Below are 25,581 nucleotides of genomic sequence, written 5' to 3'. Positions count from 1 at the left end.
GGATATTTGGTTGACACATTTCTTCAAGGAGCAGGGCATGAGACAACAACGCTGGTGGGGAGTCATCGCGACATTGCTCCTCATCGTGATCGCCTATGCTGACCGGGTAAATATCTCCGTCATGCTGGTTAACCCCGAGTTTCTCAATCACTTTGGCCTGGTAGACAATCGCGCCTATCAAGGCACATTGATGACCGCCTTTCTGCTAGGTTATGGCCTTTCAGCCATGTTGTTGACGCCGTTTCTGGAAACGCTATTCGGTTATCGTAAAGGCTTGACCCTCAGTGTGGTTCTCTGGGCGCTCTTTACCGCGGCTTCTCCGTTGGTCGGATCGTTCATCATTTTACTGGTCGTGCGGGCCTTCCTCGGTGTCAGTGAAGGGCCACTTTTCTCGCTGAAAACCATGTACATCAGTGACCATTTCGCCGCCAATGAGCGGGGAAAGCCCAATGCGGTCTCTGCATTAGGCGTGTCTTTAGGTTTGGTGATTGGTTTTCCGCTGGTGACTTTCCTGATGAGTCATCTCGGTTGGGCCCTTTCTTTTCACGTTCTGGCGTTAATCAATCTCCTGGTCGGCTTGCTTTTGGTGAGTGTGTTTATTCATCCTAGAACAACCGGAGTGGTGCAGCGCAGCAGTGAATCCATGATGCAACGTGTCTGCCATACCTTCATTCTGGCTTGGAAAACGCCCATGCTCGGCTGGATCATGCTGGTTGAGATAGCTACGCTCAGTTATCTTTGGGGTTCCAGTTCCTGGCTGCCCGCTTACCTGACCAATGAGCGTGGCTTTTCCATCAAGCAAATGAAGCGTTGGTTCTGCCTATGGGCTGATCAACGGCGTGGGGAATGTCTTTTCGGCATTTATTCCCTTGCTGATGGGGCTGGTGATGATGTCGTTTGGCACCGTCTCTTCAGGCTTTTCCGTGCTGGTGGCCTCGCAGATTGTGACTATGTTCGCTGGTGGAATGCTGTTTGTTCGCATGCAAGGAAACCGGCAATTCACCACGGCGTGGTGAACGTAAAGGGCTTGGCATTGCTAGTCGATCCGCAATTCGGCAGCAAGCAGCTCCAGCATGGCATCCACTTTTGGCTGCAGTTGCCGCCCAATAGGCCACACCAGATTGAGCGGCAGACCGTCAGTCGTCAGTTCCGGTAGGATTTGCACCAATTCACCACGTGCAATTTCATCGCAGACCAGCCATGTTGCCAACTGTGCGATACCGCACCCAGCCTTAACGGCGGCAACCTGAGCTTCGCCATTTCCGACGATAATGCGGCCCTCCATTGTGCGCCGCTCAATCATTCCAGCATCATGCGCGATCAACCACGGGCCCGTGGTTCCATCGGCCTTACCATAGAGCACGGCATCATGGCGAGACAGTTCGGCGGGCGATGTCGGTGTCCCGTTGCGGGCCAGGTAATCGGGAGAGGCGCAGAAAATGAGGCGTTCACAGCCCAGGTAGCGATGGCCAACTGAGGTAGGCCAATGATCCGGGCCACCGATACGCACCGCCACGTCAATGGCTTCTTCAAGCAAATCAACGAAGCGATCGGTCAAAGAGACATGCGGGCGTAAGTGCGGGTGCTGCTGTGAGAACTGGAGCAGCAGCGGCCAGACTCGAAGGCGGCCAAATGTCGCCGGAGCATCTAGCCGCAGACGACCCATCGGTTCGCTGTGCTGTGCGGCGAGCACGGCTTCAGCTTCTTCCAAATCGGCCAGCACTCGTACGCAAGTGCGGTAGAACGCTGCCCCTGCATCCGTCAGAGCCAAACGGCGGGTGGTGCGTTCGAAAAGCCGGGTCCCGAGCCGATCTTCAAGGCGCGCCACACTTTTGCTGACGGCAGAGCTGGTCAAGTGCAATTGCTCTGCCGCTGCCGTGAAACTGCCTGCATCGGCCGTCGCCACGAAGGTTTCGATGCCCTTAAGCCGCTCCGATGGGATCATGCTGCCCTCACTTACTAAGGAATTAAATTCAATAATGTCGGTAAAATATATCAATAATGAGAATATATTTCTTAAATATACTAAGGGCAACAGCAAATCCCCATGCAGGAGCCTTTTTGATGTCTTCGATTACCGTACCGGGCACCGCCATTTCGGCGAGCCGTAGCCGTCTTTCCATCGTCATTCTTGCGGTGGCGGCTTTCGTCATCGTCACGACCGAATACCTGATCGTCGGACTATTGCCAGCATTGGCACGCGACTTGGATATTTCAATTTCCGCTGCTGGCCAATTCGTTACCTTGTTCGCTTTCACGGTGATGCTGTTCGGCCCTGTGCTGACTGCGCTGTTGTCACACATTGAACGTAAGCGCCTGTTCATTGCGATTCTGATGATCTTTAGCCTCTCAAACGCTCTGGCCGCAATCGCTCCGAACGTTTGGGTGCTTGCGATTGCCAGGTTCATTCCCGCGCTGGTGCTGCCCGTGTTCTGGGGGACGGCCAGCGAGACGGCCGGACAGATTGCCGGGCCGCATCGTGCCGGTCGCGCAGTATCGCAGGTGTATCTGGGGATCTCAGCCGCCTTACTGTTTGGTATTCCACTGGGAACGCTAGCGTCGGACCTTATCGGCTGGCGCGGCACCTTCTGGATACTGGCCGGGCTGTCGCTGGTTATGACATTGGCCCTGGCGATCTTCATGCCGACCCTGGCACGCCCCGAACGGCTTAGGCTGGCAGAACAGACTCGCATCCTCAAAGACCCGTATTTTGTCGGTAATGTTGTGTTATCGGTCGTTGTGTTCACCGCAATGTTTACGGCTTACACTTATCTAGCCGACATGCTGGAGCGCATCGCCGGTGTGGCTCCGGCGCAAGTCGGTTGGTGGCTCATGGGCTTCGGTGCTATCGGCCTGGTCGGTAACTGGCTGGGCGGGCGCTTTGTAGACCGCAGCCCACTGGGCGCTACCGCCATATTCTCGTTATTGCTGGGCATAGGCATGATGGCCAGCGTACCAGCGGCAGACTCGCTCATTCTGTTATGGTTGGCACTTGCGCTTTGGGGTATTGCCTATACTGCACTGTTTCCAATCTGTCAGGTTCGGGTGATGAAGTCCGCTTCACACGCTCAGGCGCTAGCCGGAACGTTGAACGTCTCTGCTGCCAATGCCGGTACGGGCCTTGGCGCCATTATCGGTGGCCTGGTGATCCCTCAATGGGGATTGGAAAACATCGGTTTCGTTGCCACAGGCATCGCGATAACGGCCATTTTGCTGGCGGCTTGGCTTGTACGCTTTCGGCGGCAAAGCGCGAAATAACTAGGAAAGGGAAGGTGACCGACTATGCGGTCACCTTGGCAAAAATCACGTCTCAACTAAATTGCTTCAATCTTTCAAAGCCTTGCTCCAGATCGGCTTTCAGTTCATCCATATCCTCCAGCCCAATCTGCAAGCGCAGCGCCCGGCCGCCGGGTTGCCACTGCGTCACGGTGCGGTATTCGGCACAGTTAAACGGGATCACCAGGCTTTCAAAACCTCCCCACGAGTAACCCATGGCAAAAATCGACATGTTATCCAACATGTTATCAACACCAGCCTTGGTATATTCCGGCTGCAAAATGATAGAGAACAGGCCCGAAGAACCTGTAAAGTCGCGTTTCCAGAATTCATGCCCTGGGCAATCAGGGAAGGCCGGGTGGAGCACTTTCAATACCTCCGGGCGGGATTTTAGCCAATGAGCCATCTCCAGCCCGCGCTTTTCTGCCTCCTTCAAGCGTAAGTACATGGTCCTCAAACCCCGTAGGGCGAGAAAACAGTCTTCTGCGCCCGGCAACATCGCCATCAGATCATAGGCTTCGCGTAATTTAGGCCACCAGGCATCATTGGCTGAAACAACGCCCATCAGTAAATCGGAATGCCCGCCCAAATACTTGGTACCCGCCTCTACGGAAATATCACAACCATGTTCATGGGCGCGGAAAAATACCGGCGTTGCCCAGGTATTATCAATAATGGTGGCGATCCCTTGCTGTTTTGCCAGCGCCGCCATGGTTGGAATATCCTGGATTTCAAAGCTTTGAGAGCCAGGAGATTCTAAAAACAGGGTGGTAGTGTTAGGGCGGAACAAGGTGCCGATGTCTGCGCCAATCAATGGATCATAGTAGGTGGTTTCGATCCCCATTTTGCCCAACATCCCAGCACAAAACAGGCGAGTAGGTTTGTACACGCTGTCAGGCATTAACAGGTGATCGCCTGCTTTCAACGTAGTGAGCAATGCCAGCGCAATTGCGCCCAGCCCGGAGGGGGAGAGCACTGTCCCTGCCGCTCCAGCCAGTTCGCTCCACGCATTTTCTAGATTAGCGATCGTGGGTGTGCCCATCGTCCCGTAGTTAAACTCGGCTCGGTTATGCTCAATATCGCTGACGGTAGGAAAAATAACCGTTGAACCCCGATAAACCGCTGCGTTGACAAATCCGGCCTGTTTGGCGGGATCTCGGCCGATCTGTGTAATCCGGGTGCCGATGCTGAAATCCGAGCTTGGTGATTTACTCATTGCTAACCTCATCGTTTATTCGAAAAATTTAAAGAAGGGGGACAGGCAAAGCAAAATACCGAAGAAAGTGATAAACCAAACGGCGGGCCCCTTAAACTTATGAAGTGCTTCGACTTTATACACCAGATAGCAAGGGATCAAGCATGATACCAACCCGAACAAAGGGCTCCCCAGTTGCATAAAGAACAGGATAGAGAAGCGGGTTGAAATCCACGCCCATAACCCCAGCACAACGCCAACGCTGATGGCAATGTGAAGCACTTTTTGATTGATTTTTTCTTCCGGAATAAAACGGCAGATAATATTAGTCACAATCCCTTTGATCGCCTCCTGGAACCCTAAATAAATCCCGAGAAACGCCGTTAAGATGGCAAAAATATTCAGCAGGGCGCTCATTACTCTCACAACAGATCCGGGAATAACCTGGGCTGCAATAGCTAACGCAGAGATATTTTGCTCAAAAGCGGAAACGGCCTGCTCATGGCTGATAGCAAAAGTGAACGAGAAGGCAAAGAACAATACCGCAACCGCCAGGATAATATAAGCAACACGGTTGGCGCGGATAGCTCGATAGGTGGCAATACGTTTATCCGATTCAACTTTACGATAAGCAATGTTCATCGGGCTAAGTATCTGAACAAACAGAATGGAGAAAAGGGTAAAGGGTAACGTCAAAAACACGTCGCGCATAAATGGCAGCAGTTCAGGGAAGGCAGTAATATTATTCAAGTTCCAATGTGGAACCATCACGACCCCTAATACAACGATAATCCCAAATTTAACGCACACCATCGGGCCGGAGACCTTGAACAACAACCGTTCCCCTTGAGCGGCAATGCTGACCAAGGCAACCAGCACCACCAACCCATACCAGATGGAGTCTGACAGCAAGCCTTCCGTCAGCCCAAAGGTCTGAATATAGGAGGCGCTGTCAAAAGTAACGGCCAGGGAATAAGAAAACATGCCGTGTAGTAACATCAGGAAATAGGCAATACCTAGCCAAAATCCCCAGTTTTTCCCGAGGTATTGCGTAATGACGTTAGTATAGTCTTGGCAATCTTCACTTTCTGATAATGTTTTAAGGTAAAGACTTTGCAACAAATAAATCGCCGGATAAGAAATGATAACCGAAGTGATAAATACCCAAATGCCTTTAATGCCCACTTGAACCGGCATGAAAACAATGCCGGAACCGATGGCCATACCTATGCAGAGAATAACCCAGCCGAAGTCATATCGGGTAAACGGAATGCTTTTATACGCGTCTTTAGACTTGATATCTGTATTTATTATGCTATTCATCATTGTCTTCCTGTCGCAAGATGATCACAGCCGTGTTCTCACGAAATGAGAAGTTATGTAAAACATCGCGTTTGTCAGAGGTAATCTTATCTGACATAGAAACATAGTACGTACTGGTAAGTAAAACTTAAAGCAGCTAGCGGTGTTATTAAATGAAAATACTTGTGCGTGAAACGCAAAAGTTGATGGCTGTCCTATTTTATGTGCTTTTTATGAAAACTGACTGAAAGGGTTGGTAGCGTCGCTATCTAGTGAGTATAGTCAATTATAATGTATAGGAATTTTACTGACTTAGCGTTTTTTTGCTAGCCTGATATCAGATCCATGCGGCCGTATAAATTCACAAAGGGGTACCGGCAGATGATGTCGTCAACCAGGGGTTCCGTTTCATTCAAGGCAAAAATCGACAACTACGCCATCTTCCGGCAGTTGGAAATCTTTATCAAGGTCGTTGAATGTAACAGTTTTTCTGCCGCAGCGCTGAAGTTGAACCTGACGCCGTCTTCGGTGAGCCGCAGCATTTCCCAACTGGAAGAGTATCTTGGCATCGTTTTGCTGAAAAGGACCACGCGTAACCTGATTTTGACCGAGCCAGGCAAATATCTGCTGTTCCGGGCGCAGCACCTGCTGGCGGATCTGGATGACTCCTTGGTTAATACCTCCAGTTTCCGCAGCCACCCACAGGGCCAGCTCAAAATTACCTGTTCAATTGCCTTCGGCGTTACCCATCTGATGCGTTTGTACAGTGACTATAGAGAAATCAACCCCGACGTCAGATTGTCTGTCGATTTAAATGACCAAAGCGTCAACCTTAACGAAGAGAATATCGATATTGCGCTGCGTATTACCGCACACCCGCCGAGTAATTTTGCTTTGCGCAAAATCTGTAAGATCAACTGGGTTTATTGCGCCAGCCGGCGCTACTTTGAACGCCGTGGCCTGCCGAAAACCCTGGCAGACCTGGAGGATCACGACTGCCTGATCAATCCAAACGTTTCTGATAACTGGCACTTTATTGGCGGCGATGGGCATTCGTTAAAAATCAATAACATCGTCGAGGTGAACAGTACCTTGGGGCTGCTACAGGCTGCGCTCCATCATCAGGGGATCGTCAATCTGCCGACCTACATGCTGGGTGACCATATCGCTGATGGCGAGTTGATCCCCATTTTGCTGGATCACGAAGCTAAAGAGCATGAGTACCATCTTTTCGCACTGTACCATCCAGGGCATTATCAAGATCCCAAGGTGAGAAGCTTTATTGATTTTATTGTGGAAAAAATCTCATCGACGCCTGTCTGGGACGATTGGATGGCAGGGTAGCTGTGTTTGTCATCCAGAATGTGAAGTTGATGGCAGAGTAGGCATTAAGGTTCCGACAACAGATTGACTGGCAGTGGATAAGCCATTACGGTGCCGTAAAATAAATGGAAATAGGGTGAATTTAAATGCAGCTGATTTATCCCAGTGATTACTTTAACCCTGCCAAGGCCGATGAAACCTTTGAGCAGGAGTTTAACTGTGCCAGACAGAATGGATTAACCTGTGTGCTGCTGTCCTCTGAACACGCCTCGATGGGAAAGTACAAGTTCTCTCACAGCTTTGAGCCAGATGTCCCCGTGATATGGCGTGGATGGATGCTGAGCCCGGAAGAGTATCAACAACTGCATAGAGCCGTTTCGCTGAGTGGCGGGCAAATGCTTGAATCATTTGATGATTATATTCGGTGTCATTACATCACCGGCTGGTACGAAATTTGCCAAAAGTATACGCCGGAAACCGTATTGGTCAGTGCAGATGCTGATTTCGATATGCTGACCGATCGGCTTAAGTGGCCGTGTTACTTCGTTAAGGATTATGTTAAATCACTGACAACTTCCAGAGGCTCTGTTGCCGCAAATGCCGATGAGATCCGCGAAGTGTTGAAATCCATTGAGCACTTCCGAGGGAAGATTGAAGGGGGAGTCAGCCTTAGACGTTTTGAAAATTTTGTCCCCGAGAGTGAGCGCAGATATTTTTCATTGAATGGCAAGGTTTTCTCTGCTGACGGAATTATTCCAGAGGTGGTTATTGAAATCGCGCAGCTCGTCGATGCTCCATTTTTCTCCATCGATATGATTGAAAATGATGCAGGTCAGCTCCGGCTTATAGAGATCGGGGATGGGCAGGTATCCGACATCAAGGAATGGCCGGTTGAGCGCTTTGTACGGATATTTATGGCGTCATAGGAGCCCAAATAGGCAGGCGTTTCAGGGGCGTGTAAACGCCCCATTTAACTTACTCAAATAACCTACGGTGTAGCGCTACAACCGCGCTGTCAGCGACTTCGCTTGGTAGCATGAAGCAAAGATTATCATTTGATGCGCCATGGAAAATCATGCGCACGGCATACTCATCCAGATCCACAAATGTATCCCGGCATACGCCCGCGCCACGATGGAGTTGATTGCCAATCAGCGTGACTAAGGCCAGCCCGGTTTCAATCTCAACTCGGCAATGAGAAGAGAGTGCTGTAAGCAACGCGGTGGTAAGGGTGTTATCTTCTCCCGAAGTGGATCCCGTGGAATTCAGGGCTAGCGCTATACAGCTCTCGGAGGTGGTAACCAGGTCCACATCAACCCGATGTTCTGCCAGAATCGCGAACATTTCGGCAAAGAATCTGTATGCAGGTTGCGTATGCAGGTCGTGCAATCTCAACAACGTCTGTTTACGGCGAATGGCAATAGCACGATAAAGTGGCGGATTCTCTGTCTCACGGCGAACCAGCGTTCCACCGGCAGCGGTATTTTTGCTGGAACCTACAAAGACCGGGATATTTTTCCGCATCGCGGGTAACAGGGTCGCCGGGTGGAGCACTTTCGCACCAAAAGCAGCCATGTCGCTGGCTTCGGAAAAGGAGATATGGTCAATACGCCGGGCCTGCGCCACAATGCGCGGATCGGTGGTGTAGATCCCGGCCACATCAGTCCAGATATCGACACGTGCGGCCTGCAATGCTTCCCCAAGCAGGGAGGCGGTGTAGTCGCTACCGCCCCGGCCCAGCGTGGTGGTATGCCCGGCATCATCACTGCCGATAAAACCCTGGGTGATAACAATCGCCTGCTCAATACGCGGCCGGAGATGGGCTTCTGCCTGATCCTCGACCAGGTTGATATTGGGTTCGGCGCAACCGTAGAGGTTGTTGGTTCGAATGACTTTACGGGCATCAAACCATTCCGCTTGCGCTTCACGTTCACGAAGCACTTCAGCAAATAACAGGCTCGACATCAACTCGCCATGGCTGACCAGTTCATCACTCAGCGCCGTGGAAGGCATTGTCAATGCCGTCTCGGCAAGGCGGGCAATATTTTCAAGGAGCTGATCGATTTCTTTGCTGATGACCAGCGGCGCTTTCAGGCGGGAAATAATGTTGTACTGGATAGTGCGAAGGGTATCAATTTTATCCATACGATCACGACTTTCCAGCCCTTCAGAAAGTTCGACCAATAGATTTGTGACCCCTGCGGAGGCAGACAAAACGACCAGGCGGACGTGGTCATCAGCAAGAACAATGCCGGCACTGCGATTCATCGCGTCAAAGTCAGCAACGCTGGTACCGCCAAACTTGGCAACGACGAATTGTGGATAAATGCGTGTCATAACAATCTCATATCAGGGCGCCATAAAAAATGGCAAGAAAATTTTCATTCTCGGCATAAGGGAAGCACGCTTCGCCTTACGAAATGTCCGCCCGCGAACATTTCTGATGACAACCCAGGAAAGCCTCCTGTTGTCGATAACGTGTATTGCCTCTTACGCGTTACCGGTGTGATGCGCATTAATTCTTTATTTACGGAGAGTAAAATAAGCGCGCCATAGTAAGTGATTTATCTTAATGGATCGACATTTTTATTTTATTTCGCAATAAATCAGTAAAAAAGAATGCCTTACAGGCCAACACCTAACATTCTTAACGGTAAAATCGTGTAACAAAAGAATAAAACCATAGCAAAACGATGGTTTTCATGACGTTGTATCTAATCCGGGCATTCGTAACGCTTTGTGCGATATTGGTAACAAAAATTAATGTACGGCGAAAGATAAGTTATTGTTATTATTTGACTTTAAAGGGTTAATTGCATGTTGAAACAAAAGATTGAGTACACCATTAAAATGCTATATATTGGCCGCGTTTTTACAGGCAATCCCCTTAACCTTTTATTCAACCCGGCGTTAATAATACCCGAGGTTGTGGGAGTGATATGATGACGGATAAAGTCCGTATTGATACTTTAAGTGCTAGTTCATTACCACAAAGCAATGATACCTTTTTAGCGAGACAGGCCGAGTTTGAGTCTAACGTCAGAAGCTATCCACGAAAACTGCCATTGGCAATTGCCAAAGCGCAGGGCGTTTGGATTACTGATGTTGAAAATAATCAATATCTTGATTGTCTTGCAGGCGCCGGGACTTTGGCGCTGGGTCATAATCATCCTGACGTGCTTCAAAGCATTCAAAGTGTCATCAGCAGCGGCTTACCGTTACATACGCTGGACCTTACCACACCTCTGAAAGACGAATTTTCCTCCTATTTACTCTCTTTATTACCGGGCCAGGGCAAAGAGTATTGCCTGCAATTCACCGGTCCGTCTGGCGCTGATGCGGTTGAAGCCGCGCTCAAACTGGCTAAAAAAGTAACCGGCCGTTCAAGCATCATCAGTTTCTCCGGCGGCTACCACGGTATGACGCACGGTGCGCTCGCCGTAACAGGCAACCTGTCACCAAAAGAAGCCGTCAGCAACATGATGCCGGAAGTGCAGTTTATGCCTTATCCGAATCAGTATCGCTGTCCGCTGGGTATCGGTGGCGAAGCAGGCGTTAAAGCGCTGACGTACTACTTCGATAACTTGATCAACGATGTGGAAAGCGGCGTACGCAAACCAGCGGCGGTGATCCTCGAAGCGGTGCAGGGCGAGGGTGGTGTGAACCCGGCTCCAGCCGAGTGGCTGCAGCGCATCCGTAAAGTCACGCAAGACAATGGCATTCTGCTGATCATCGACGAAGTCCAGGCTGGTTTCGCACGCACCGGTAAGCTGTTCGCGTTTGAACACGCAGGTATCGAGCCAGACATCATCGTTATGTCTAAAGCTGTCGGTGGCGGTCTGCCGTTGGCCGTACTGGGCATCAAAAAACAGTTTGACGCATGGGCGCCAGGCCACCATACCGGAACATTCCGCGGTAACCAGTTGGCAATGGCCACCGGTCTGACCACGCTTAAGCACCTTAAAGACAACGCCATTGCGGATAAAGTTGCCGCCCAGGGCGAGTGGCTGAAAGGTAAACTGGCCGAACTGCAAAAACGTTACCCGGCTATCGGCCATGTACGCGGCCTGGGCCTGATGATCGGCATTGAAATCGTGAAGCCTAACGAAGCACAGGATCACATGGGATGCTATCCGGCGGATGGCGAGCTTTCGGCATTGCTGCAGAAAAAATGCTTCGAATCCGGTCTGATTCTGGAGCGAGGCGGCCGTCATGGTTGCGTACTGCGCCTGTTGCCATCACTGCTGATCACCGACGCTGAGCTGGAAATTTTCCTCGATAAATTTGAAAACGCCTTGCTGGCCACTGGCATGGAGCCGGTTTAATCGGAGTTAACGATCGTGTCTGATAACAACCCAATTCTCTCCGGTTCGGCGCAAAGTATCGCCGACTATCAGGATGCCATTGAGCAAAGCAGCAAAGCCGTTATCGAATGGTTAAAGCAGCCAGAAATGTATCAGGGGAAAACCGTCGACCAGCTGCGCGAGCGCATTCAGTTGAACTTTACCTCTCAGGGCCTGGGTAACCAGGCCGCCATTGAGCGTGCAGTTGAGTATTTCCTCAAGGACAGCCTCTCTGTACATCACGCACAATGTGTGGCGCATTTGCACTGCCCGAGCCTGGTGATTAGCCAGGCAGCAGAGGTGCTGATCAATGCCACTAATCAGAGCATGGACTCCTGGGATCAAAGCCCGTCAGCCACCATCATTGAGATCAAACTCATCGAGTGGCTGCGTGAGCAGATAGGATACAGCGCCGGTGATGCCGGCGTGTTCACCAGTGGCGGTACCCAGAGTAACCTTATGGGGCTGATGCTGGCGCGTGATGCTTTCTTCGCGCGTCAGGGGCACTCCGTTCAGCAGCAGGGTTTAACGGGCGATCTGAGCAAAATCAAAGTGTTCTGCTCCGAAAGCGCACACTTCTCCGTGCAAAAAAACATGGCGTTGATGGGGCTGGGCTACCAGTCAGTCACTCAGGTGAAAACCGATGCGTTCTCGCGTATGGATATCGCTGACCTGAAAACCAAACTGGCGCAGGCGAAAACCAACGGTGAGCAGGTGCTGGCGATTGTGGCCACCGCCGGTACGACCGATGCGGGTGCGATTGATCCGTTAGAGGAAATCACCGCGCTGGCCGCGCAGGAAAATATCTGGGTTCACGTTGATGCCGCATGGGGCGGAGCGCTGCTGCTTTCTGAGAAGTATCGCCACTACCTGAACGGCTTGGAATCCGCAGATTCCGTGACACTGGATTTCCACAAGCAGTTCTTCCAGACCATCAGCTGTGGTGCATTCCTGCTGAAAGACGCACGCCATTACGAGCTGATGCGTTATCAGGCGGCATACCTGAACTCTGATTTTGACGAAGAACAGGGCGTACCGAACCTGGTGTCAAAATCATTGCAAACCACACGTCGTTTTGATGCCCTGAAACTGTGGATGGGCCTTGAAGCGTTGGGTAAAAAGCAGTACGCCGAAATCATTGATAATGGCGTTACGTTGTCACAGAAAGTGGCTGAGTATGTCTCTGCACAACCGCATCTGGAACTGGTTATGCAGCCACAGTTGGCAAGCGTACTGTTCCGTTTCTGCCCGAAAAGCGACGATCGTGCGTTTATCGCGCTGTTAAACCAGCGTGTCGGCGATGTTCTGTTGGCATCAGGTAGCGCCAACGTAGGGGTAACAGAAGCAGATGGGGTAACCTGTCTGAAGCTAACGCTGCTGAACCCAACGGTTTGTCTGGAAGACGTAAAAATCCTGCTGGCCAGCGTGAAAGAGACGGCTGAAAAGTTGCTTAACGCGTAATCCTTTAGTAGCCGAAACTGCGTCGAGTTGCTAGTCAATTCGGCGCAGCCGAAAGGCTTCCTCTGATGAAATCTGCTGGGTAATGACAGCCATTAGTTCTCAGATTTCACGTAGCGCGATCAAAAAAGGAGGGCGTTTTGCACGATATTGCACAGCTTTTGCCAGTAATCCACTCACTAGAGGTTAAACTCCATCAGTCGGCAACGCGTAACGATGCTAATCTCGTCGGAGAATTGCTGCATGACGATTTTGAAGAGATCGGCTGTTCCGGGCTGCACTATGACAGGCAGCAAACCATTGCGGCGCTAAAGTTGGAAAGCGGCCAGCCACAGATTTTTGCCGAAGAGTTCAAACTGGTGAAGATTGCCGATGGTGCCGTATTGTTGAGGTATAAAAGTTTTCAACGTGATGTGGATGGCAGCATAGTTCGCCGTGCCGAGCGTTCTTCGATCTGGTTGCAATCGTCACAAGAGCGCGGAGGCCATTGGCAGATGCGTTTTCATCAAGGAACACAGATCGAGGATTGAAGCCAACTGTGTATCAACTCGAATAATCGCCACCCATGAACCAACTTCTAGAAAACCAAGCAGACAAAGCGTGAAGGTGAGGTGAGATAAACATAGCGGGATAACCCGGTGCGTAATTGCCAATTCAATTTAACATAATATACATTATGCGCACCTTGGTAACGGTACGTGAAATCTGAGGTTCTGCGGCCATGGTTTGTCCTGATGCAACAACGCTTCTAAAGCAGTCAGTTTTCAGGAGCGGCTCCTATCCCCGACACGCATCCATTCCCCCAGAACGGCAGCTACACAATGCTGACACAGACTGGTGACCATCAGCAAAAACCGATCCATAACCAGCCTTGCGGTCGATGGACAAAAACTCATTAATCTCAATGTCGTTCTCTTCAGAGCGATGACCACAACGGTCACATGATTTTGCAAATACGTGCTGAGTCTGTTGCGGCTTTAAATATTGCATTCTCCCTCCTAACAGATTTCAGGTACAGCTGTGCCGATTGACGCAGCTGAGAAAATGGTTTTCATCGCAGGCGTCTTTTCTACATAACGATGAGCAAGGATGAGCACAGAAACATATAATATTGCATCAATAATTATCTACTCATTCTCGGCAATAATTGCGCTAATCATGTTAGGTGTTGCTATATCACAACTTGGTAATTTAACTGAACAAATCAAAGAGACAGTAAAAGCAAATAAAATCAGTGGGCTAGGAACTTTTCTTGAGGTCGAGAGTCAACTGAATAGTAGCCGTATTGAACTGGCAAAAGCATCGATCAATATTATAGAGTTACAAAAAACAGGTTCTCAGGATGAAATATCATCAGCTTCACTATACTTTAATCAATGCGTTGAGATGTATTTGAACAGCATAGATAGATTGTGCTTTTGTATTATCAAAGAATACTTTGATAATGATGAGATGAAGTTACATGTAATTAAAACGGCCTTAATCATTTCCCTTAGTCTACTTCTAAGCGGCTGTGATGATAAAGAAGAAATCACTTATCGCATTCCTATTCCTGAGTATGTCAGCAACGCAAATACTGCGCTGCAAAACAGATATATTAGTCAGTTTGATGATAAATATAAATGTAGACCTGCGGACGTTGATGGTCTTTGGTTGGTGGCCTGCTCCAGGGAAAAGATAATGAAGGCCATGAATTGATTCAGGGTATCTACAGAATGATTCATAATAAAAATAGTCTTAAGGAATGGAAGAATATAAAAACCTAAAGGATGCTTGTTCGGGCAAGTGCTAAGCGCTAAAATCAGCATTTGGTAAGTAGACGGGTAAACACCGGCATCTAAAAAGGACGTTTGACATGATAAAATTTCCGACCAAAAAGCGCGTGGATTTATACGTTAAAGAAGTAAGCCCTGAGCAGTTACATCAGGATTTGGCTGATGCTCAAGAGTTTATGTTTGATGCCTGGGAAATAGATGATCTTGACGCCGTGCTAAAGCTCATCAGAAAGGCGATCAGGAAGTCCCCGCTTTGTGCTGATGCATATTCATTCTATAGTGAGATATCTAAAGAACAACCTACAGCCAAAATTGGCTATCTCGAAACGGCTTTGTACGCGGCCACCATAGCACTTGGCGAAGATTTCCAGGAATTCGCAGGGCGTTTCTGGGGAGCTGGAGAAACCCGGCCATATATGCGAGCCAAAGCCGCTTTAGCTGATGCAATGTGGGAGGCTGGTAATTTTTACCCGGCCATGACACATTGCCGCGAAATGCTTCACCTTAACCCTAATGATAATCAGGGCATCCGTCATCTCTTAGCGAGTTATTACATCGAGCTTGAAATGGTGGACGAGCTGGCCGTGTTACTTGACGATTACTCAGGAGATATACGGCCTTACCTACAGTACTCACGTGCCCTGCTCGCCTACAGAAATTCATCGCCGGATGCAGATGATATTGCAAAAGTTGCAATTAGCGCCAATAAGCACATTCCAGGATTACTAGCAAAGCGTCGTATGCAACCCAAGTCTACTACGGGATATATAACATTGGGTGCATTAGACGAAGCGATTGATTATATAAATAATAATCTTAAGCCCTGGGTAAGAACTCCGGGGGCAATTCAGTGGTTAAGTAAATTAGCCATGAATGAATGTTAGAACTCATTAAAATGATTATCAAATTATCCATTGTGATAAAAGATCATAACTTTAAAAAGGAAGAATGCAATATGAATGAAAATGTTAGTTTTGAAATTTGGTTGTCGGCAATGGTCGAGTATTACTCAGATCTATGGAGCACAATATTATTTTGGAGTGGGATAATATTAAGCGTAATTTTAGAGGTATCTGGACAATCTACTGACATCGGAGGCTCTTTAATAAAGGTAAGTCTAGGAATTCTGGCAATAAGGCTGATTAACCATAAAATGGTTAGTGGAAAATGGTCAGGATGGTAAAAATAGGTTGTCCTGGTGGCTGCAAGTTGGTGGCATCGGCATAGTGGTGTGCCAGAGACGAAGGTTATCGATTGGCTTAAGCGATCCCATCGGCCCCGAACGGTCAGTTACACAGTGATGCTGATTGGCAGTTCGGGAGATCATTTCTCAACCTCATCGTCAAAGCCCCGTATCTGATAACGTCGCTGCTGCTCGTTCGAGTTAGTACTCGTCACGCATCAAGCCGTAATACCACGACTAAAACAGAGAGCCAGTTCAGCAGAACGTGCCTGTCACGATTGTCCCACCCAGGAATAAGGTGAACACATTTAGCCTTTTTGATCTCAACTTTGATTTTCCACACCCTGAATGTCTTCATGGTAACCTGCCGAATTCTGCGGATTCAGTCAACCATATACCATCCTTCGTAGTATGTCCCCTTGGTGCCGGACTCTTTTAGTTCGCAAGCAAAGGTTTTTCCGTTAGACAGGTTGCCTGTAACGATTTCAGGCTTGTCTCTGATAATGGTGAGAGTGGAACTTGTACTCCTCTCAATCGACGCCAAGCACTCTGCCAAAGTTCTAAACTCCGCTCTCATTACATCATCAGCAATACACCCTGTAGCGATAAGTGCCGGGGTAAATGCCAGTAAGGGTAATAGTTTCATACTCACTTCTCTCCATGTCGTGTAAGCGGCTACATCTGCCCAACAAAAGGGCCAAAAATTGAGCATAAACGATAGCATAACACGTAATCATAGTTGCTGTTCGATGTGGCAATTGCTGAATAAAGTACGCCACTTTATGAATACGGACTCCTGGAACTGATCCACCTGACACATCGGAAAATCAGGATAGTACCAAAATTGGATTTGCATCTAGAACTACACGGAAAGTGACTTTTGTATCTTGCAGGGCTAGGTGACACTTTAAAGCTGCGTTGACAAAGTCTGTAGAGGCTCAATGCTAATGTCTAATTCTGGCTCAATCCAAAGATCATGCGAATTTCTGACCAGTTTGAAGTTGTCATCTAAAGTTTATTCGCCTTCAAGTGGCAATGATGAAGGTAATTTAGGTAAAACGTTAACCTGCTCGATCAGTCTCCTGGATTTCCCCTCAAACTAATTGCTCTCCACTATTCCAAACTGATCAGTATCTTGCCAATAGTACCCCCCAATTCCAGAGTCTCATGAGCGGTGGCGATATCTGCCAAAGGAAGTGTAAGTGCGACCTCAGGTGTGTATGCCCCCATTTTCATACAGGCGGTTATGTCCCTAATAGCTTCATTTCGTGCCTCTTCTGGCATCGTATAGACAAATACGAATCGAAAGACAAAACCTTCAAACATCGTTTTCAGAAAAGGAATTTGGAGTTGAGTCGATGGTTCATCGGTGGCGTAGGCACTGATGACACCTGATTTTCTCAAGCAAGCTACATCTGTATTGAAATTATTGGCTAAATCTACATCGACAATTCGATCAGCGCCTATCCCATCAGTTACTTGTTTAACCCGCTCAGCTATGTCTTCAGTACGTCTGTTAAGTATAATATCAGCGCCAAGCTTACTCACTACGGCCTCTTGCTCTGGACGACTCACCGTAGTTATAACTCGCGCGCCAGCCCACTTGCTCAGAAGGATAGCGGCTGATCCCACTGCCCCGGCACCTCCCTGAATCAGTATCCATTTCCCACGAATATCTCCATCAGCAAACAAGCAACGATGTGCGGTCATTGCTGGAATACCGAGACAAGCACCGATTTCGAAAGAGACATTGCCAGGTAATGCAACGGCATTCAGTGAAGGAATTACTACATATTGCGCTGCGGTGCCAAATGCACGGTCAGATTGAGCCTCGTAAACCCACACTCTCTGTCCTATGCGGTCTGTCGAGATCCCAATACCGACCATATCTATCACACCGGAACCATCCTGGTGAGGAATGATCTGCGGAAACTTTTGTACTGCCCCTGCAAAACCAGCATCCGGAACCAGACTAAACTCTCTACGGCAAACTGTCAAAAATTGACCAACATGAAGAAGCAAAGGGACACCATCATGTTTAACGTCAATATCACGAAATTGACGCCAATGCGTATCATCGGGCTGCCTAACACAGGGGCTTACAGGTGGTTCTATCGGGCTTTTCACTGAGCGATACCAACGGATAACCAAGGCAGGGAATCCCTGCCTTAAAACCTCCTGAAATTCATTACGGTGCTACAGGCTTACCATCGACGGTCACATTTCTGATCGCATTGAAATGCCAAGGTGTATCCCCTCGTAATTGGCTAAAAGTCACGTGGTCAAACTGACTGTCTTCTAAATCGCTGATGGCAGTTGGGGGCACATTATTGAAATGCACATTGTTGAAGCGAATCTGCCGGTGCCAGGCATTCTTGTCGCTATTCCCTTTGATTTCGATTGCTGGCTTATCCCCCAACGTTCCCTGTACCGTGACGTTCTGCACCAGGAAATTATAAAATTGAGCCGGTTTTTTCGCCGCAGGGTAATCAATCTTGGCGTTAGGATCCGAATAATTCAACGTCAGGATCACCGGCTGGCGGAGAATATCCTTCATGGCATTATTGCGGAATGTGATGTTACGAGCACCACCGCCGATATCCGTGGTGCTCTTGGCGCGTAAACCTACATCGGTAAGGTAGATGACATTATTTTCGGCCAGAATATCCTCAATCCAGGCCCCTGTGTGGCTGCCCGTCACCACAGCGCCGTGCCCCCGGCGCAGATAGTTGTTGAATAACCAAGCCCCTTTCATTGAAGGTTGCTCACGCGCTTTTTCCCCGGTTCCTGCCGCGAAGTTAATACAGTCATCACCCGTATCAAAGAAGTTATTCATGACTATCACATTCTGGCTGTTACCAAACTCAATGCCATCACCATTGTTGGCATCAAAGGTTTGATGGATCAGGTTATTGGCCGTCACATTGTGATTCTCCAACAGCATAATGCCGTGGAAAGCCGGATTGCGTGCGGTGAAATCGGCCAGATACACATTCTCCACGCCACGCAATGTCACCAGGCTAGATCGGCGCTGCCCATAAGCGACTTGTAGCGGCACGCCTTCGGCCACCGCTTTGGCGACCTGATGCTTAGCCAAGATGCCATCTTTATGGACTTCACTGTTTCTACTGGAAATATACTGTGGCAGACGGTTTCCCACCTCATCGACAATCTCAGCGGTTTTCTGGCGTAACCAGCCATTGCCGTCAATCACTCCTGGCCCAACAATGCGTATATTGCGGAAAGTTCCCGGCTCTACGTGTTCTGAATCGATGGCATTAAGCAGAGAGGCTGGCCGCATTTCAGTAGAATAGCTATACAACCGGTAAGCTGGCGGGTAATCAGCCGGGTCATCAGAACCCAGCAAGGTAGAACCCGCTTGCAGGTTAAGCGTCATATCACTTTTCAACCACAGCGCCCCGGTTTTATAAACTCCCGCAGGGACATCAAGCCGGCAGCCAGGTTGGCAAGCATCAATCGCCCGTTGAATCGCTTTAGTATTTAACGTGGTGCTATCCCCTTTAGCGCCAAAATCCGTGATGTTGACCACGGTCGGTAACGGGGTAGTTTTTACCGTAACGCTTTGGCTCGCGTCTGATAGCGTACCATCGGCATAGAGCGCTTTAACGGTAAATGAATACTGACTCTCGGGCTTTAAATCCGTTACTTTGAAATTCTGGATCACAATCCGCTGCGAAAAATTATCTTTGTCATTCGCATAAAAATGATTGATGTAAGGCTTGGCAGGTGAAAACCGATCGTTGTTTTCACTGGCTTTACCAAGCAGTTTCCCTGCTGAATAAACCAGATAGTCAGCGATATCTCCGGTATCTTCTGGCGCTTTCCACACCAACATCAGGCTACTGTCGTCAGCAGACAGGGCTGGAACATGCAATTGCTGCGGTGCTTGTTTATTTAGTGGAGCGGCAGATACCTGCGGAGTGGTTGCAATCAAACTGGTTGCCATACACAGAAACATAGTCTTAATCGTTATAGAGGAAGGAGAGAGCTGTATTCTCATGGGGATCCCTTATCACTGGAAGAACAGTCAAGGTTGCTGTACCCAAAGAATCGCAAGTTGCAGGCAAACAACAGCTGAACGGCAAACCGCCCCGCCGGCTCAGTTTAGATAGCGTCTATAGCGACTAGAGCAAGGCGAACGAAAACCCGCAGATTGAAAGGCTAATAGGTATACAGCGCATTGAATATTAACTCTTTTACTGTTAAATCCAAATAAAAGAAACGCCATTTTATTAAAATAGACATTATGGTTTATTGATTTGTGACAGGTGTCAAAAATGGATCACATAGCGCGAGTCCCCTCACCCCAAAAACCTATGTAGAGAAATATTGAAGTGGCATTCAGCACTGGAATGCCACGGAGTGAGCCCTAGCGATAAGGGATAGCCTACCTCAGCGCCAGTTCGGATCCTTCATTACCGAATAGCGACCGCTGCCAAGGAAAGCGATAGCCAGCCCGGCAAAGAAATACACCGCCATATCTTCTGCTCCCCAGGCCCCTACCTTGGTCAGCATCAGCGCCTTGCCGGGATCGATCAGCAGGTAAGCCGCCAGCATGGTAAATGAAAACACCAACGCCGCCGGGCGGGTAAAAATCCCCAAAATAATCAACAGTGGAGCTACTAGCTCACCGACGAAAACGCCGTAACCGATAAATCCTGGCAACCCATGTTGAATCAGCAATCCCTGGATATAATCGATGCCGCCGATCAGTTTATGCCACCCATGGAATATCATCATAATGCTGAACGCCAAGCGCAGTATCAGTTTGCCCAGATCCGGACGATCCATGACACGATTAAACCAATTCACCATGTTGCACCTATTGAGAGTTAATGATAATCGCAATCAATCTAATCCTAAGTTGCATTTTTACAACGAAATTCGTAGTAAACCTTGATCTAACACATTAAATAAACTTTCATAAAAACCGACGCCACCTGCATGCCCGCCTCCTTAGATCGCGGCGTTATAGTAAGCTTGAGAAGAATTATCTTTCTATCTATAGGGATGAAATGTTAATAATTGGCATTTTATGCTGACATTGGTTTTTTGGCAGCTAAACATATCGCCATCGTGGGGATTATATATCATTAAATACTTTATTAATGCTTAAGCTTGCGGAATATGGCCTCTCATACCATATTTATTACACTCTGAAGAATGTGGTGGATTAAGAGAAATAAAAAACTTAACCACGTACTTTAACCCGTAACATTCGGAACGAGCTTTTATTTTAATGAGATACCACGCGCCTGCGCAATGCTGGCCCGCTCTGTGTATTTCATTTTATTTAGCATAGCAATTCACCGCTAATATCATTAGCCCGGGAAGTAAACTTTGTGAGCCTCACGTAACTGTTCGCCACCAGCGGCGATCTTGCTTGCGCTCAGCACACACTATTCATTTAAATTCAAAAGGTTAACATGCATCAAATTACCGTTATTGTTTTTACAATAGCGTTATTTTTAGTGCATCTAAAAAACAAAAATCATGAACATCCACGTTACTGGAGGCTCAGGGATTAATACGCCCTATTAATCCATAGCAATAAACAAAATGACTAATGCAACCTGTTTTATTGATTTTTCCCGGTGGCAGTATTAAGGCCGCCATAATAAAAACCCATACAGGCAGCACCTTATGAGCGATGAACAACTTGCATCCGATGCGGCACTACAGCAATTTATCGATCTTTCCCGTTTATTAACCGGTTTCGACCGCTTTGAGTTACTCGGTACGGGTCAGGCAGCCTTTTATTTTGACTGGGTACAAACGCACGCGGCAGAACGTTTTGCCACGTTGTTGGCAACGTACGGCGATCTCCCGGCAGATGCTGCACAGCACTCTTCCTTTGTAGAAACCCAACTGCTGGGTTCTGAAAAGTTGTCAACGTTGGTGAGTAGCATTATCAAACTGTGGTACCTAGGCCAGTGGTATTCGCCAGACAACCCGAATGATACCCAGATCCCCAGTGCTAACAGCTATCAACAGGGCTTGGTGTGGGATGCGATCCATGCCCATCCACAGGGTGCCAAACAACAAGGCTTTGGTGCCTGGTCTGAACCGCCAGTCACCACCTCCACAGTGGTGAAACTATGAATATCATCACTCCTGAACAAGCAGAGACAACCGAGTACGACGTGGTGATCGTAGGGGGTGGGATCTCCGGCGCCATCGTTGCCAAAACCCTGACGCAAGCGGGAAAACGCTGCCTGATTGTCGAAGCCGGTACCGGATTGGGGACGGACTATCAAGGCTATCTGGACTACCTCAACACCTTTTATACCGCCACCATCAAAATCCCCAATGCGCCCTACCCAAGCAATCCTAATGCCCCGGAACCGCTGGAAACCGAAGTCAGCAAGACGCCAAGCGATAAAGGTTACTTTGTCCAGCGGGGACCGCTGCCATTCAGTTCGACCTACACCCGTTATCTCGGTGGCACCACCCTGCACTGGCTCGGCACCTCGCTGCGCATGCTACCAGAGGATTTTCGCCTGAAGTCGCTGTATGGCGTGGGTATCGATTGGCCGATCGATTATCAAGAGCTGGAGCCGTGGTACCGTAAGGCGGAGCTGGAGCTTGGGGTTTCCGCCAATGTAGAAGAACAGTCTTACCTGGGCGTCACCTTCCCACCTGGCTATGTTTATCCAATGCACGGCCTGCCCGCGAGCTGGAGCGACAAGCAACTGGCCAGCCGTATCGATGGCATGCAGGTGGAAGATGACGGTAAGTCTTACACCCTGAAAGTGCGCGGAACGCCCGCCTCACGCAATAGCGTTCCCAATAGTGATTACGATCAGGGCCGGGGCTATACCCCAAAAGGTGCCGTGGGTAACGACAAAGTGGGCCACCGTTGCATGGGTAACTCCAGTTGCGTGCCTATCTGCCCTATTCAGGCCAAATATAACGCACTGAAAACGCTGAACACCGCCAACCACCAAAAGCTAGATATCGTGTTGCAGAGCGTGGCGTTCCAATTGGATATCGACCCGCACAGCAAGGCGATCAACGGCGTTCAGTTCAAACACTATCGATATCCTGGCGATGACTCCTACAGCCTGCATACGGTGAAGGGCAAACGCTATGTGCTCGCCGCCCACGCTGTCGCCAACGCGGTGCTATTACTGGCCTCCGGTGCCTGTAAAGGCAACGATCTGGTTGGCCGCCATCTGATGGATCACCCAGAGCTGTTGACATGGGGGCTTACCAAGAAAACGCCATTGTGGCCGCTACGTGGCCCATTAGCGACCTCCGGCATCGAGGATCTGCGCGGTGGCAGCTTCCGTAAACACCACGCACCGTATCGGTTCGAAATGGGCAACGACGGTTGGCTGTGGCCAGCTCAGGCGCCGTCGAAAGATGTGATCACTCTGGTAGACGACGAGCAACTGCACGGTAAAGAGTTACGTCAAAGGCTCAAAGACCAGGTTTCACGTCAATTCCGCTTCGGCATCCTGGTGGAACAGCTGCCGGAGTACGATAACCGCGTCACCATCGATCCGAATTATCTAGACATAATGGGTAACTACCGCCCGGTCATTCACTACGATTTATCGCCCTATACCCGAGCCGGTTTCGCCAGCGCCTACGATATGTCGATGAAAATCTTCGATCAGGCCGATATCAAAAACTACTCGTCCTATTCAAAAGAGGATGCTGGAGCCTTCGTCTGCCCTGACGGCAGAACCCTCACCTTTAACGGTGCCGGGCACTTTGCCGGAACCCACTGCATGGGCGGTTCACCAGAAAGCTCAGTGGTGAATAAGGACCAGCGCACCTGGGAGCACCCCAACCTCTATCTGGTGGGCTGCGGCAACATGATCAACATGGGTACCTCAAACCCGACGTTAACCATGTCGGCGCTCACCTGTTGGGCTGCACACAACATCCTGCAGGATCTGAACGGGGGGCATCATGCGGCAGATTGATTGGCAGCAAGCCACCGCCCAACCCTATGATGCGGTGATCGTAGGTTCAGGATTTGCCGGTTGTATCATGGCCAAGCAGTTGACCCGAGCTGGCCGCCGGGTGCTGATCGTCGAAGCCGGGACGGGCAACGACAGCTTTGGCCAGCACCTGGATCATGTGCAAACCTTTATGCAGGCCGTGGCAAAAACGCCTAACGCACCCTATCCCGATTCCCCTAACGCACCACAGCCGGAAGTGACTGACGTTGAACCCATCACGCCCGGTAAGCCTTCGCACAAAGGGTATTTCGTGCAGATGGGGCCCTATCCCTTTGAAAGTAACTATACCCGCCGGCTGGGTGGCACTTCGCTGCACTGGTTTGGCAGCTGTCCACGGATGCTGCCGGAGGATTTTGCCATGGCCACGCTGTTTGGTCGTGGCGTGGACTGGCCGCTGAGCTATGAAGAGTTACTGCCGTATTATCAACGCGCTGAACTCGAAATTGGCGTTTCCGCCGATGTGCAGGATCAGCAATACCACGGCATCCATTTTGCGCAGGGCTATCAGTACCCGATGCAAAAGATCCCCCAGAGCTATCTGGATCGCTGGATGATCGCCGGATTGGCCCAGGCCGAATTACCCGGTACGGCAGACAAAGCCCAGATCCGCTCTATTCCGCAAGGCAGAAACAGCGTGCCCAATGCAGGTTATACCCCGCGTGGTGCGGTGGGAAATCCGGCCGTGGGTCGCCGCTGCATGGGCAACTCCAGCTGTATTCCGATCTGCCCGATCCAGGCTCGTTACAACGCGTTAAAAACCCTGGTGGAAACGGATGCTGATTTGCTGATCCAGGCGGTTGCCTCTCGTCTGCATATCGCGCCAGAGACGGGGAAAATCAGCGCGTTGGACTGCAAGGTGTGGAAGAACGACAGCAGCCATGACTTTGAGCCGATCACCTTACACAGCGAGCTGTTTATTCTGGCCGCCAACGCCATCGAAAATGCCGTGTTATTACAGGCATCACAGGCCTGTCAGTCCAGCGGAGAGCTGGGGCGTAACCTGATGGATCATCCCGCCATCTTGTCTTGGGGGTTAGCGCCGGAAGCGATAGGCGCATTTCGTGGGCCGGGTTTGACGTCAACGCTGGTGAACTACCGGGGTGGCGAATTCCGCCGCGATCGCGCCGCCTTTGTGCTGGAGATCGGCAACTGGGGCTGGAGCTGGCCACGCAACGAACCGGTGGACAGCACGCTGGATATGGTGGATGACGAGCGATTGTATGGCAAGGAGTTACGCCAACAGCTTGGGCAGGTACTGCCCCGGCAAATCCGCCTGGACATGATGACCGAACAGCTGCCGGATGCCGCCAATCGCGTCACCATCGACGATCGCTGGCGTGATCCGCTCGGTAATTACCGGCCAGTGATCCACTACAACGTGGACGACTATAGCCAAGGCGGCATGGCGTTTGGCCGCGAAGTGGCCAGCAGCCTGTTCAGCCAACTGGGCATCAAGGATTTTACCCACTACCAGTCGGACAACCCCGGTTATTTCACCTGGCAAGGTAACGGTTACATCTGGGCGGGCGTTGGCCATATTGCAGGCACCCACCGGATGGGAACGCGGCCAGAGAATTCGGTAGTCAACCGGCACCAGCAAAGCTGGGATCACCCCAACCTTTACGTTATTGGCTGCGGCAGCATGCCAACGCTGGGCACCTCAAATCCCACGCTCACCATGACGGCCCTGACCTTCGCCACTGCCGACCATATACTCGGACGGAAACATTGA

Annotated in this window: 20 protein-coding genes and 2 pseudogenes; 14 read left to right on the top strand and 8 right to left on the bottom strand. The window is 49.8% G+C overall.

Going from position 1 to position 25,581, the window contains the following annotated elements; translation table 11 throughout:
* Window positions 1-37 precede the first annotated feature (37 nt).
* A pseudogene (locus KGP17_RS12845) lies at window positions 38-1,016 on the top strand (MFS transporter).
* 20 nt (window positions 1,017-1,036) lie between these two features.
* Here the strand turns inward: KGP17_RS12845 and KGP17_RS12840 are convergent.
* Window positions 1,037-1,945: a LysR family transcriptional regulator gene (locus tag KGP17_RS12840; RefSeq protein WP_021806380.1), complete on the bottom strand. Its 909-nt coding sequence runs from the start codon at window positions 1,943-1,945 to the stop codon at window positions 1,037-1,039.
* A 119-nt stretch (window positions 1,946-2,064) separates the two neighbouring features.
* On the opposite strand from KGP17_RS12840, the gene KGP17_RS12835 reads away from it, so the two are divergent.
* A complete protein-coding gene (locus tag KGP17_RS12835; RefSeq protein WP_179247448.1) occupies window positions 2,065-3,258 on the top strand; it encodes an MFS transporter in 1,194 nt (397 codons plus the stop codon).
* 52 nt (window positions 3,259-3,310) lie between these two features.
* Here the strand turns inward: KGP17_RS12835 and metC are convergent, their stop codons facing one another.
* Both metC and KGP17_RS12825 read right to left on the bottom strand, forming a co-directional pair.
* A complete protein-coding gene (gene metC, locus KGP17_RS12830) occupies window positions 3,311-4,492 on the bottom strand; it encodes a cystathionine beta-lyase (protein WP_021806378.1) in 1,182 nt (393 codons plus the stop codon).
* Between the two features lie 15 nt (window positions 4,493-4,507).
* A complete protein-coding gene (locus tag KGP17_RS12825; RefSeq protein WP_037375894.1) occupies window positions 4,508-5,794 on the bottom strand; it encodes an amino acid permease in 1,287 nt (428 codons plus the stop codon).
* A gap of 363 nt (window positions 5,795-6,157) precedes the next feature.
* On the opposite strand from KGP17_RS12825, the gene KGP17_RS12820 reads away from it, so the two are divergent.
* Both KGP17_RS12820 and KGP17_RS12815 read left to right on the top strand, forming a co-directional pair.
* Window positions 6,158-7,117, top strand: a complete 960-nt coding sequence (locus KGP17_RS12820; RefSeq protein ID WP_037376048.1) for a LysR family transcriptional regulator — start codon at window positions 6,158-6,160, stop codon at window positions 7,115-7,117.
* A 125-nt stretch (window positions 7,118-7,242) separates the two neighbouring features.
* On the top strand, window positions 7,243-8,022 hold the full coding sequence (locus KGP17_RS12815) for an ATP-grasp domain-containing protein (protein WP_223499509.1): 780 nt from the start codon (window positions 7,243-7,245) through the stop codon (window positions 8,020-8,022).
* 49 nt (window positions 8,023-8,071) lie between these two features.
* Here KGP17_RS12815 and lysC read toward each other — a convergent pair whose 3' ends face one another.
* Window positions 8,072-9,433 (bottom strand): lysine-sensitive aspartokinase 3, encoded by a 1,362-nt coding sequence (gene lysC / locus KGP17_RS12810; protein WP_094981726.1) that lies wholly within the window; start codon window positions 9,431-9,433, stop codon window positions 8,072-8,074.
* Between the two features lie 602 nt (window positions 9,434-10,035).
* On the opposite strand from lysC, the gene KGP17_RS12805 reads away from it, so the two are divergent.
* The 6 genes from KGP17_RS12805 (at window position 10,036) to KGP17_RS12780 (ending at window position 15,855) form a co-directional block, all read left to right on the top strand.
* Window positions 10,036-11,421 carry a diaminobutyrate--2-oxoglutarate transaminase gene (locus tag KGP17_RS12805; protein ID WP_021806373.1) on the top strand — a complete coding sequence of 462 codons (1,386 nt, stop codon included), beginning with the start codon at window positions 10,036-10,038 and terminating at the stop codon, window positions 11,419-11,421.
* A 15-nt stretch (window positions 11,422-11,436) separates the two neighbouring features.
* Window positions 11,437-12,900, top strand: coding sequence for an aspartate aminotransferase family protein (locus tag KGP17_RS12800; RefSeq protein ID WP_223499507.1), 1,464 nt, complete (start codon window positions 11,437-11,439; stop codon window positions 12,898-12,900).
* Between the two features lie 137 nt (window positions 12,901-13,037).
* Complete coding sequence (locus KGP17_RS12795) at window positions 13,038-13,427, top strand: DUF4440 domain-containing protein (protein ID WP_223499505.1); 390 nt, start codon at window positions 13,038-13,040, stop codon at window positions 13,425-13,427.
* A gap of 559 nt (window positions 13,428-13,986) precedes the next feature.
* On the top strand, window positions 13,987-14,595 hold the full coding sequence (locus KGP17_RS12790) for a hypothetical protein (protein WP_223499503.1): 609 nt from the start codon (window positions 13,987-13,989) through the stop codon (window positions 14,593-14,595).
* Between the two features lie 157 nt (window positions 14,596-14,752).
* Window positions 14,753-15,556: a hypothetical protein gene (locus KGP17_RS12785; RefSeq protein WP_223499501.1), complete on the top strand. Its 804-nt coding sequence runs from the start codon at window positions 14,753-14,755 to the stop codon at window positions 15,554-15,556.
* Window positions 15,550-15,855: a hypothetical protein gene (locus tag KGP17_RS12780; protein ID WP_037375891.1), complete on the top strand. Its 306-nt coding sequence runs from the start codon at window positions 15,550-15,552 to the stop codon at window positions 15,853-15,855. The genes KGP17_RS12785 and KGP17_RS12780 overlap by 7 nt, the downstream gene beginning before the upstream one ends.
* 382 nt (window positions 15,856-16,237) lie before the next feature.
* Here KGP17_RS12780 and KGP17_RS12775 read toward each other — a convergent pair whose 3' ends face one another.
* A complete protein-coding gene (locus tag KGP17_RS12775; protein WP_037375889.1) occupies window positions 16,238-16,501 on the bottom strand; it encodes a hypothetical protein in 264 nt (87 codons plus the stop codon).
* Window positions 16,502-16,562: 61 nt separating this feature from the next.
* On the opposite strand from KGP17_RS12775, the pseudogene KGP17_RS27975 reads away from it, so the two are divergent.
* A pseudogene (locus KGP17_RS27975) lies at window positions 16,563-16,661 on the top strand (hypothetical protein); the annotation flags it as partial.
* A gap of 307 nt (window positions 16,662-16,968) precedes the next feature.
* Here KGP17_RS27975 and KGP17_RS12770 read toward each other — a convergent pair.
* From KGP17_RS12770 to KGP17_RS12760, 3 genes are all read right to left on the bottom strand, one after another.
* Window positions 16,969-18,006: an NADPH:quinone reductase gene (locus tag KGP17_RS12770; RefSeq protein ID WP_223499499.1), complete on the bottom strand. Its 1,038-nt coding sequence runs from the start codon at window positions 18,004-18,006 to the stop codon at window positions 16,969-16,971.
* Between the two features lie 37 nt (window positions 18,007-18,043).
* Complete coding sequence (locus tag KGP17_RS12765) at window positions 18,044-19,822, bottom strand: glycosyl hydrolase family 28 protein (protein ID WP_223499497.1); 1,779 nt, start codon at window positions 19,820-19,822, stop codon at window positions 18,044-18,046.
* 446 nt (window positions 19,823-20,268) lie between these two features.
* Window positions 20,269-20,691: a DoxX family protein gene (locus KGP17_RS12760; RefSeq protein ID WP_179251557.1), complete on the bottom strand. Its 423-nt coding sequence runs from the start codon at window positions 20,689-20,691 to the stop codon at window positions 20,269-20,271.
* Between the two features lie 828 nt (window positions 20,692-21,519).
* Here KGP17_RS12760 and KGP17_RS12755 point away from each other — a divergent pair.
* The 3 genes from KGP17_RS12755 to KGP17_RS12745 are packed head-to-tail and all read left to right on the top strand — an operon-like array spanning window position 21,520 to window position 25,581.
* Entirely contained in the window at window positions 21,520-21,978 is a 459-nt protein-coding gene (locus KGP17_RS12755; RefSeq protein ID WP_021806366.1) for a sugar dehydrogenase complex small subunit, read from the top strand.
* Window positions 21,975-23,810 (top strand): GMC family oxidoreductase, encoded by a 1,836-nt coding sequence (locus KGP17_RS12750; protein WP_223499495.1) that lies wholly within the window; start codon window positions 21,975-21,977, stop codon window positions 23,808-23,810. Before KGP17_RS12755 ends, KGP17_RS12750 begins: the two co-directional genes overlap by 4 nt.
* Complete coding sequence (locus KGP17_RS12745) at window positions 23,797-25,581, top strand: GMC family oxidoreductase (RefSeq protein WP_223499493.1); 1,785 nt, start codon at window positions 23,797-23,799, stop codon at window positions 25,579-25,581. The genes KGP17_RS12750 and KGP17_RS12745 overlap by 14 nt, the downstream gene beginning before the upstream one ends.

This window comes from Serratia sp. JSRIV001 (assembly GCF_019968745.1).
Lineage (GTDB): Bacteria > Pseudomonadota > Gammaproteobacteria > Enterobacterales > Enterobacteriaceae > Chania > Chania fonticola_B.
The sequence above is the reverse complement of the archived record's forward strand: the minus strand, read 5'-3'. Positions and strand labels throughout refer to the sequence as shown.

Coding starts and splice junctions, on each gene's coding strand:
- KGP17_RS12805 (WP_021806373.1), top strand. CDS start 10,036: ATGATGACGGATAAAGTCCGTATTGATACTTTAAGTGCTAGTTCATTA.
- KGP17_RS12775 (WP_037375889.1), bottom strand. CDS start 16,501: ATGAAACTATTACCCTTACTGGCATTTACCCCGGCACTTATCGCTACA.
- KGP17_RS12820 (WP_037376048.1), top strand. CDS start 6,158: ATGTCGTCAACCAGGGGTTCCGTTTCATTCAAGGCAAAAATCGACAAC.
- KGP17_RS12745 (WP_223499493.1), top strand. CDS start 23,797: ATGCGGCAGATTGATTGGCAGCAAGCCACCGCCCAACCCTATGATGCG.
- KGP17_RS12835 (WP_179247448.1), top strand. CDS start 2,065: ATGTCTTCGATTACCGTACCGGGCACCGCCATTTCGGCGAGCCGTAGC.
- KGP17_RS12815 (WP_223499509.1), top strand. CDS start 7,243: ATGCAGCTGATTTATCCCAGTGATTACTTTAACCCTGCCAAGGCCGAT.
- KGP17_RS12790 (WP_223499503.1), top strand. CDS start 13,987: ATGAGCACAGAAACATATAATATTGCATCAATAATTATCTACTCATTC.
- KGP17_RS12765 (WP_223499497.1), bottom strand. CDS start 19,822: ATGGCAACCAGTTTGATTGCAACCACTCCGCAGGTATCTGCCGCTCCA.
- KGP17_RS12840 (WP_021806380.1), bottom strand. CDS start 1,945: ATGATCCCATCGGAGCGGCTTAAGGGCATCGAAACCTTCGTGGCGACG.
- KGP17_RS12760 (WP_179251557.1), bottom strand. CDS start 20,691: ATGGTGAATTGGTTTAATCGTGTCATGGATCGTCCGGATCTGGGCAAA.
- KGP17_RS12780 (WP_037375891.1), top strand. CDS start 15,550: ATGTTAGAACTCATTAAAATGATTATCAAATTATCCATTGTGATAAAA.
- KGP17_RS12750 (WP_223499495.1), top strand. CDS start 21,975: ATGAATATCATCACTCCTGAACAAGCAGAGACAACCGAGTACGACGTG.
- lysC (WP_094981726.1), bottom strand. CDS start 9,433: ATGACACGCATTTATCCACAATTCGTCGTTGCCAAGTTTGGCGGTACC.
- KGP17_RS12825 (WP_037375894.1), bottom strand. CDS start 5,794: ATGAATAGCATAATAAATACAGATATCAAGTCTAAAGACGCGTATAAA.
- metC (WP_021806378.1), bottom strand. CDS start 4,492: ATGAGTAAATCACCAAGCTCGGATTTCAGCATCGGCACCCGGATTACA.
- KGP17_RS12755 (WP_021806366.1), top strand. CDS start 21,520: ATGAGCGATGAACAACTTGCATCCGATGCGGCACTACAGCAATTTATC.
- KGP17_RS12785 (WP_223499501.1), top strand. CDS start 14,753: ATGATAAAATTTCCGACCAAAAAGCGCGTGGATTTATACGTTAAAGAA.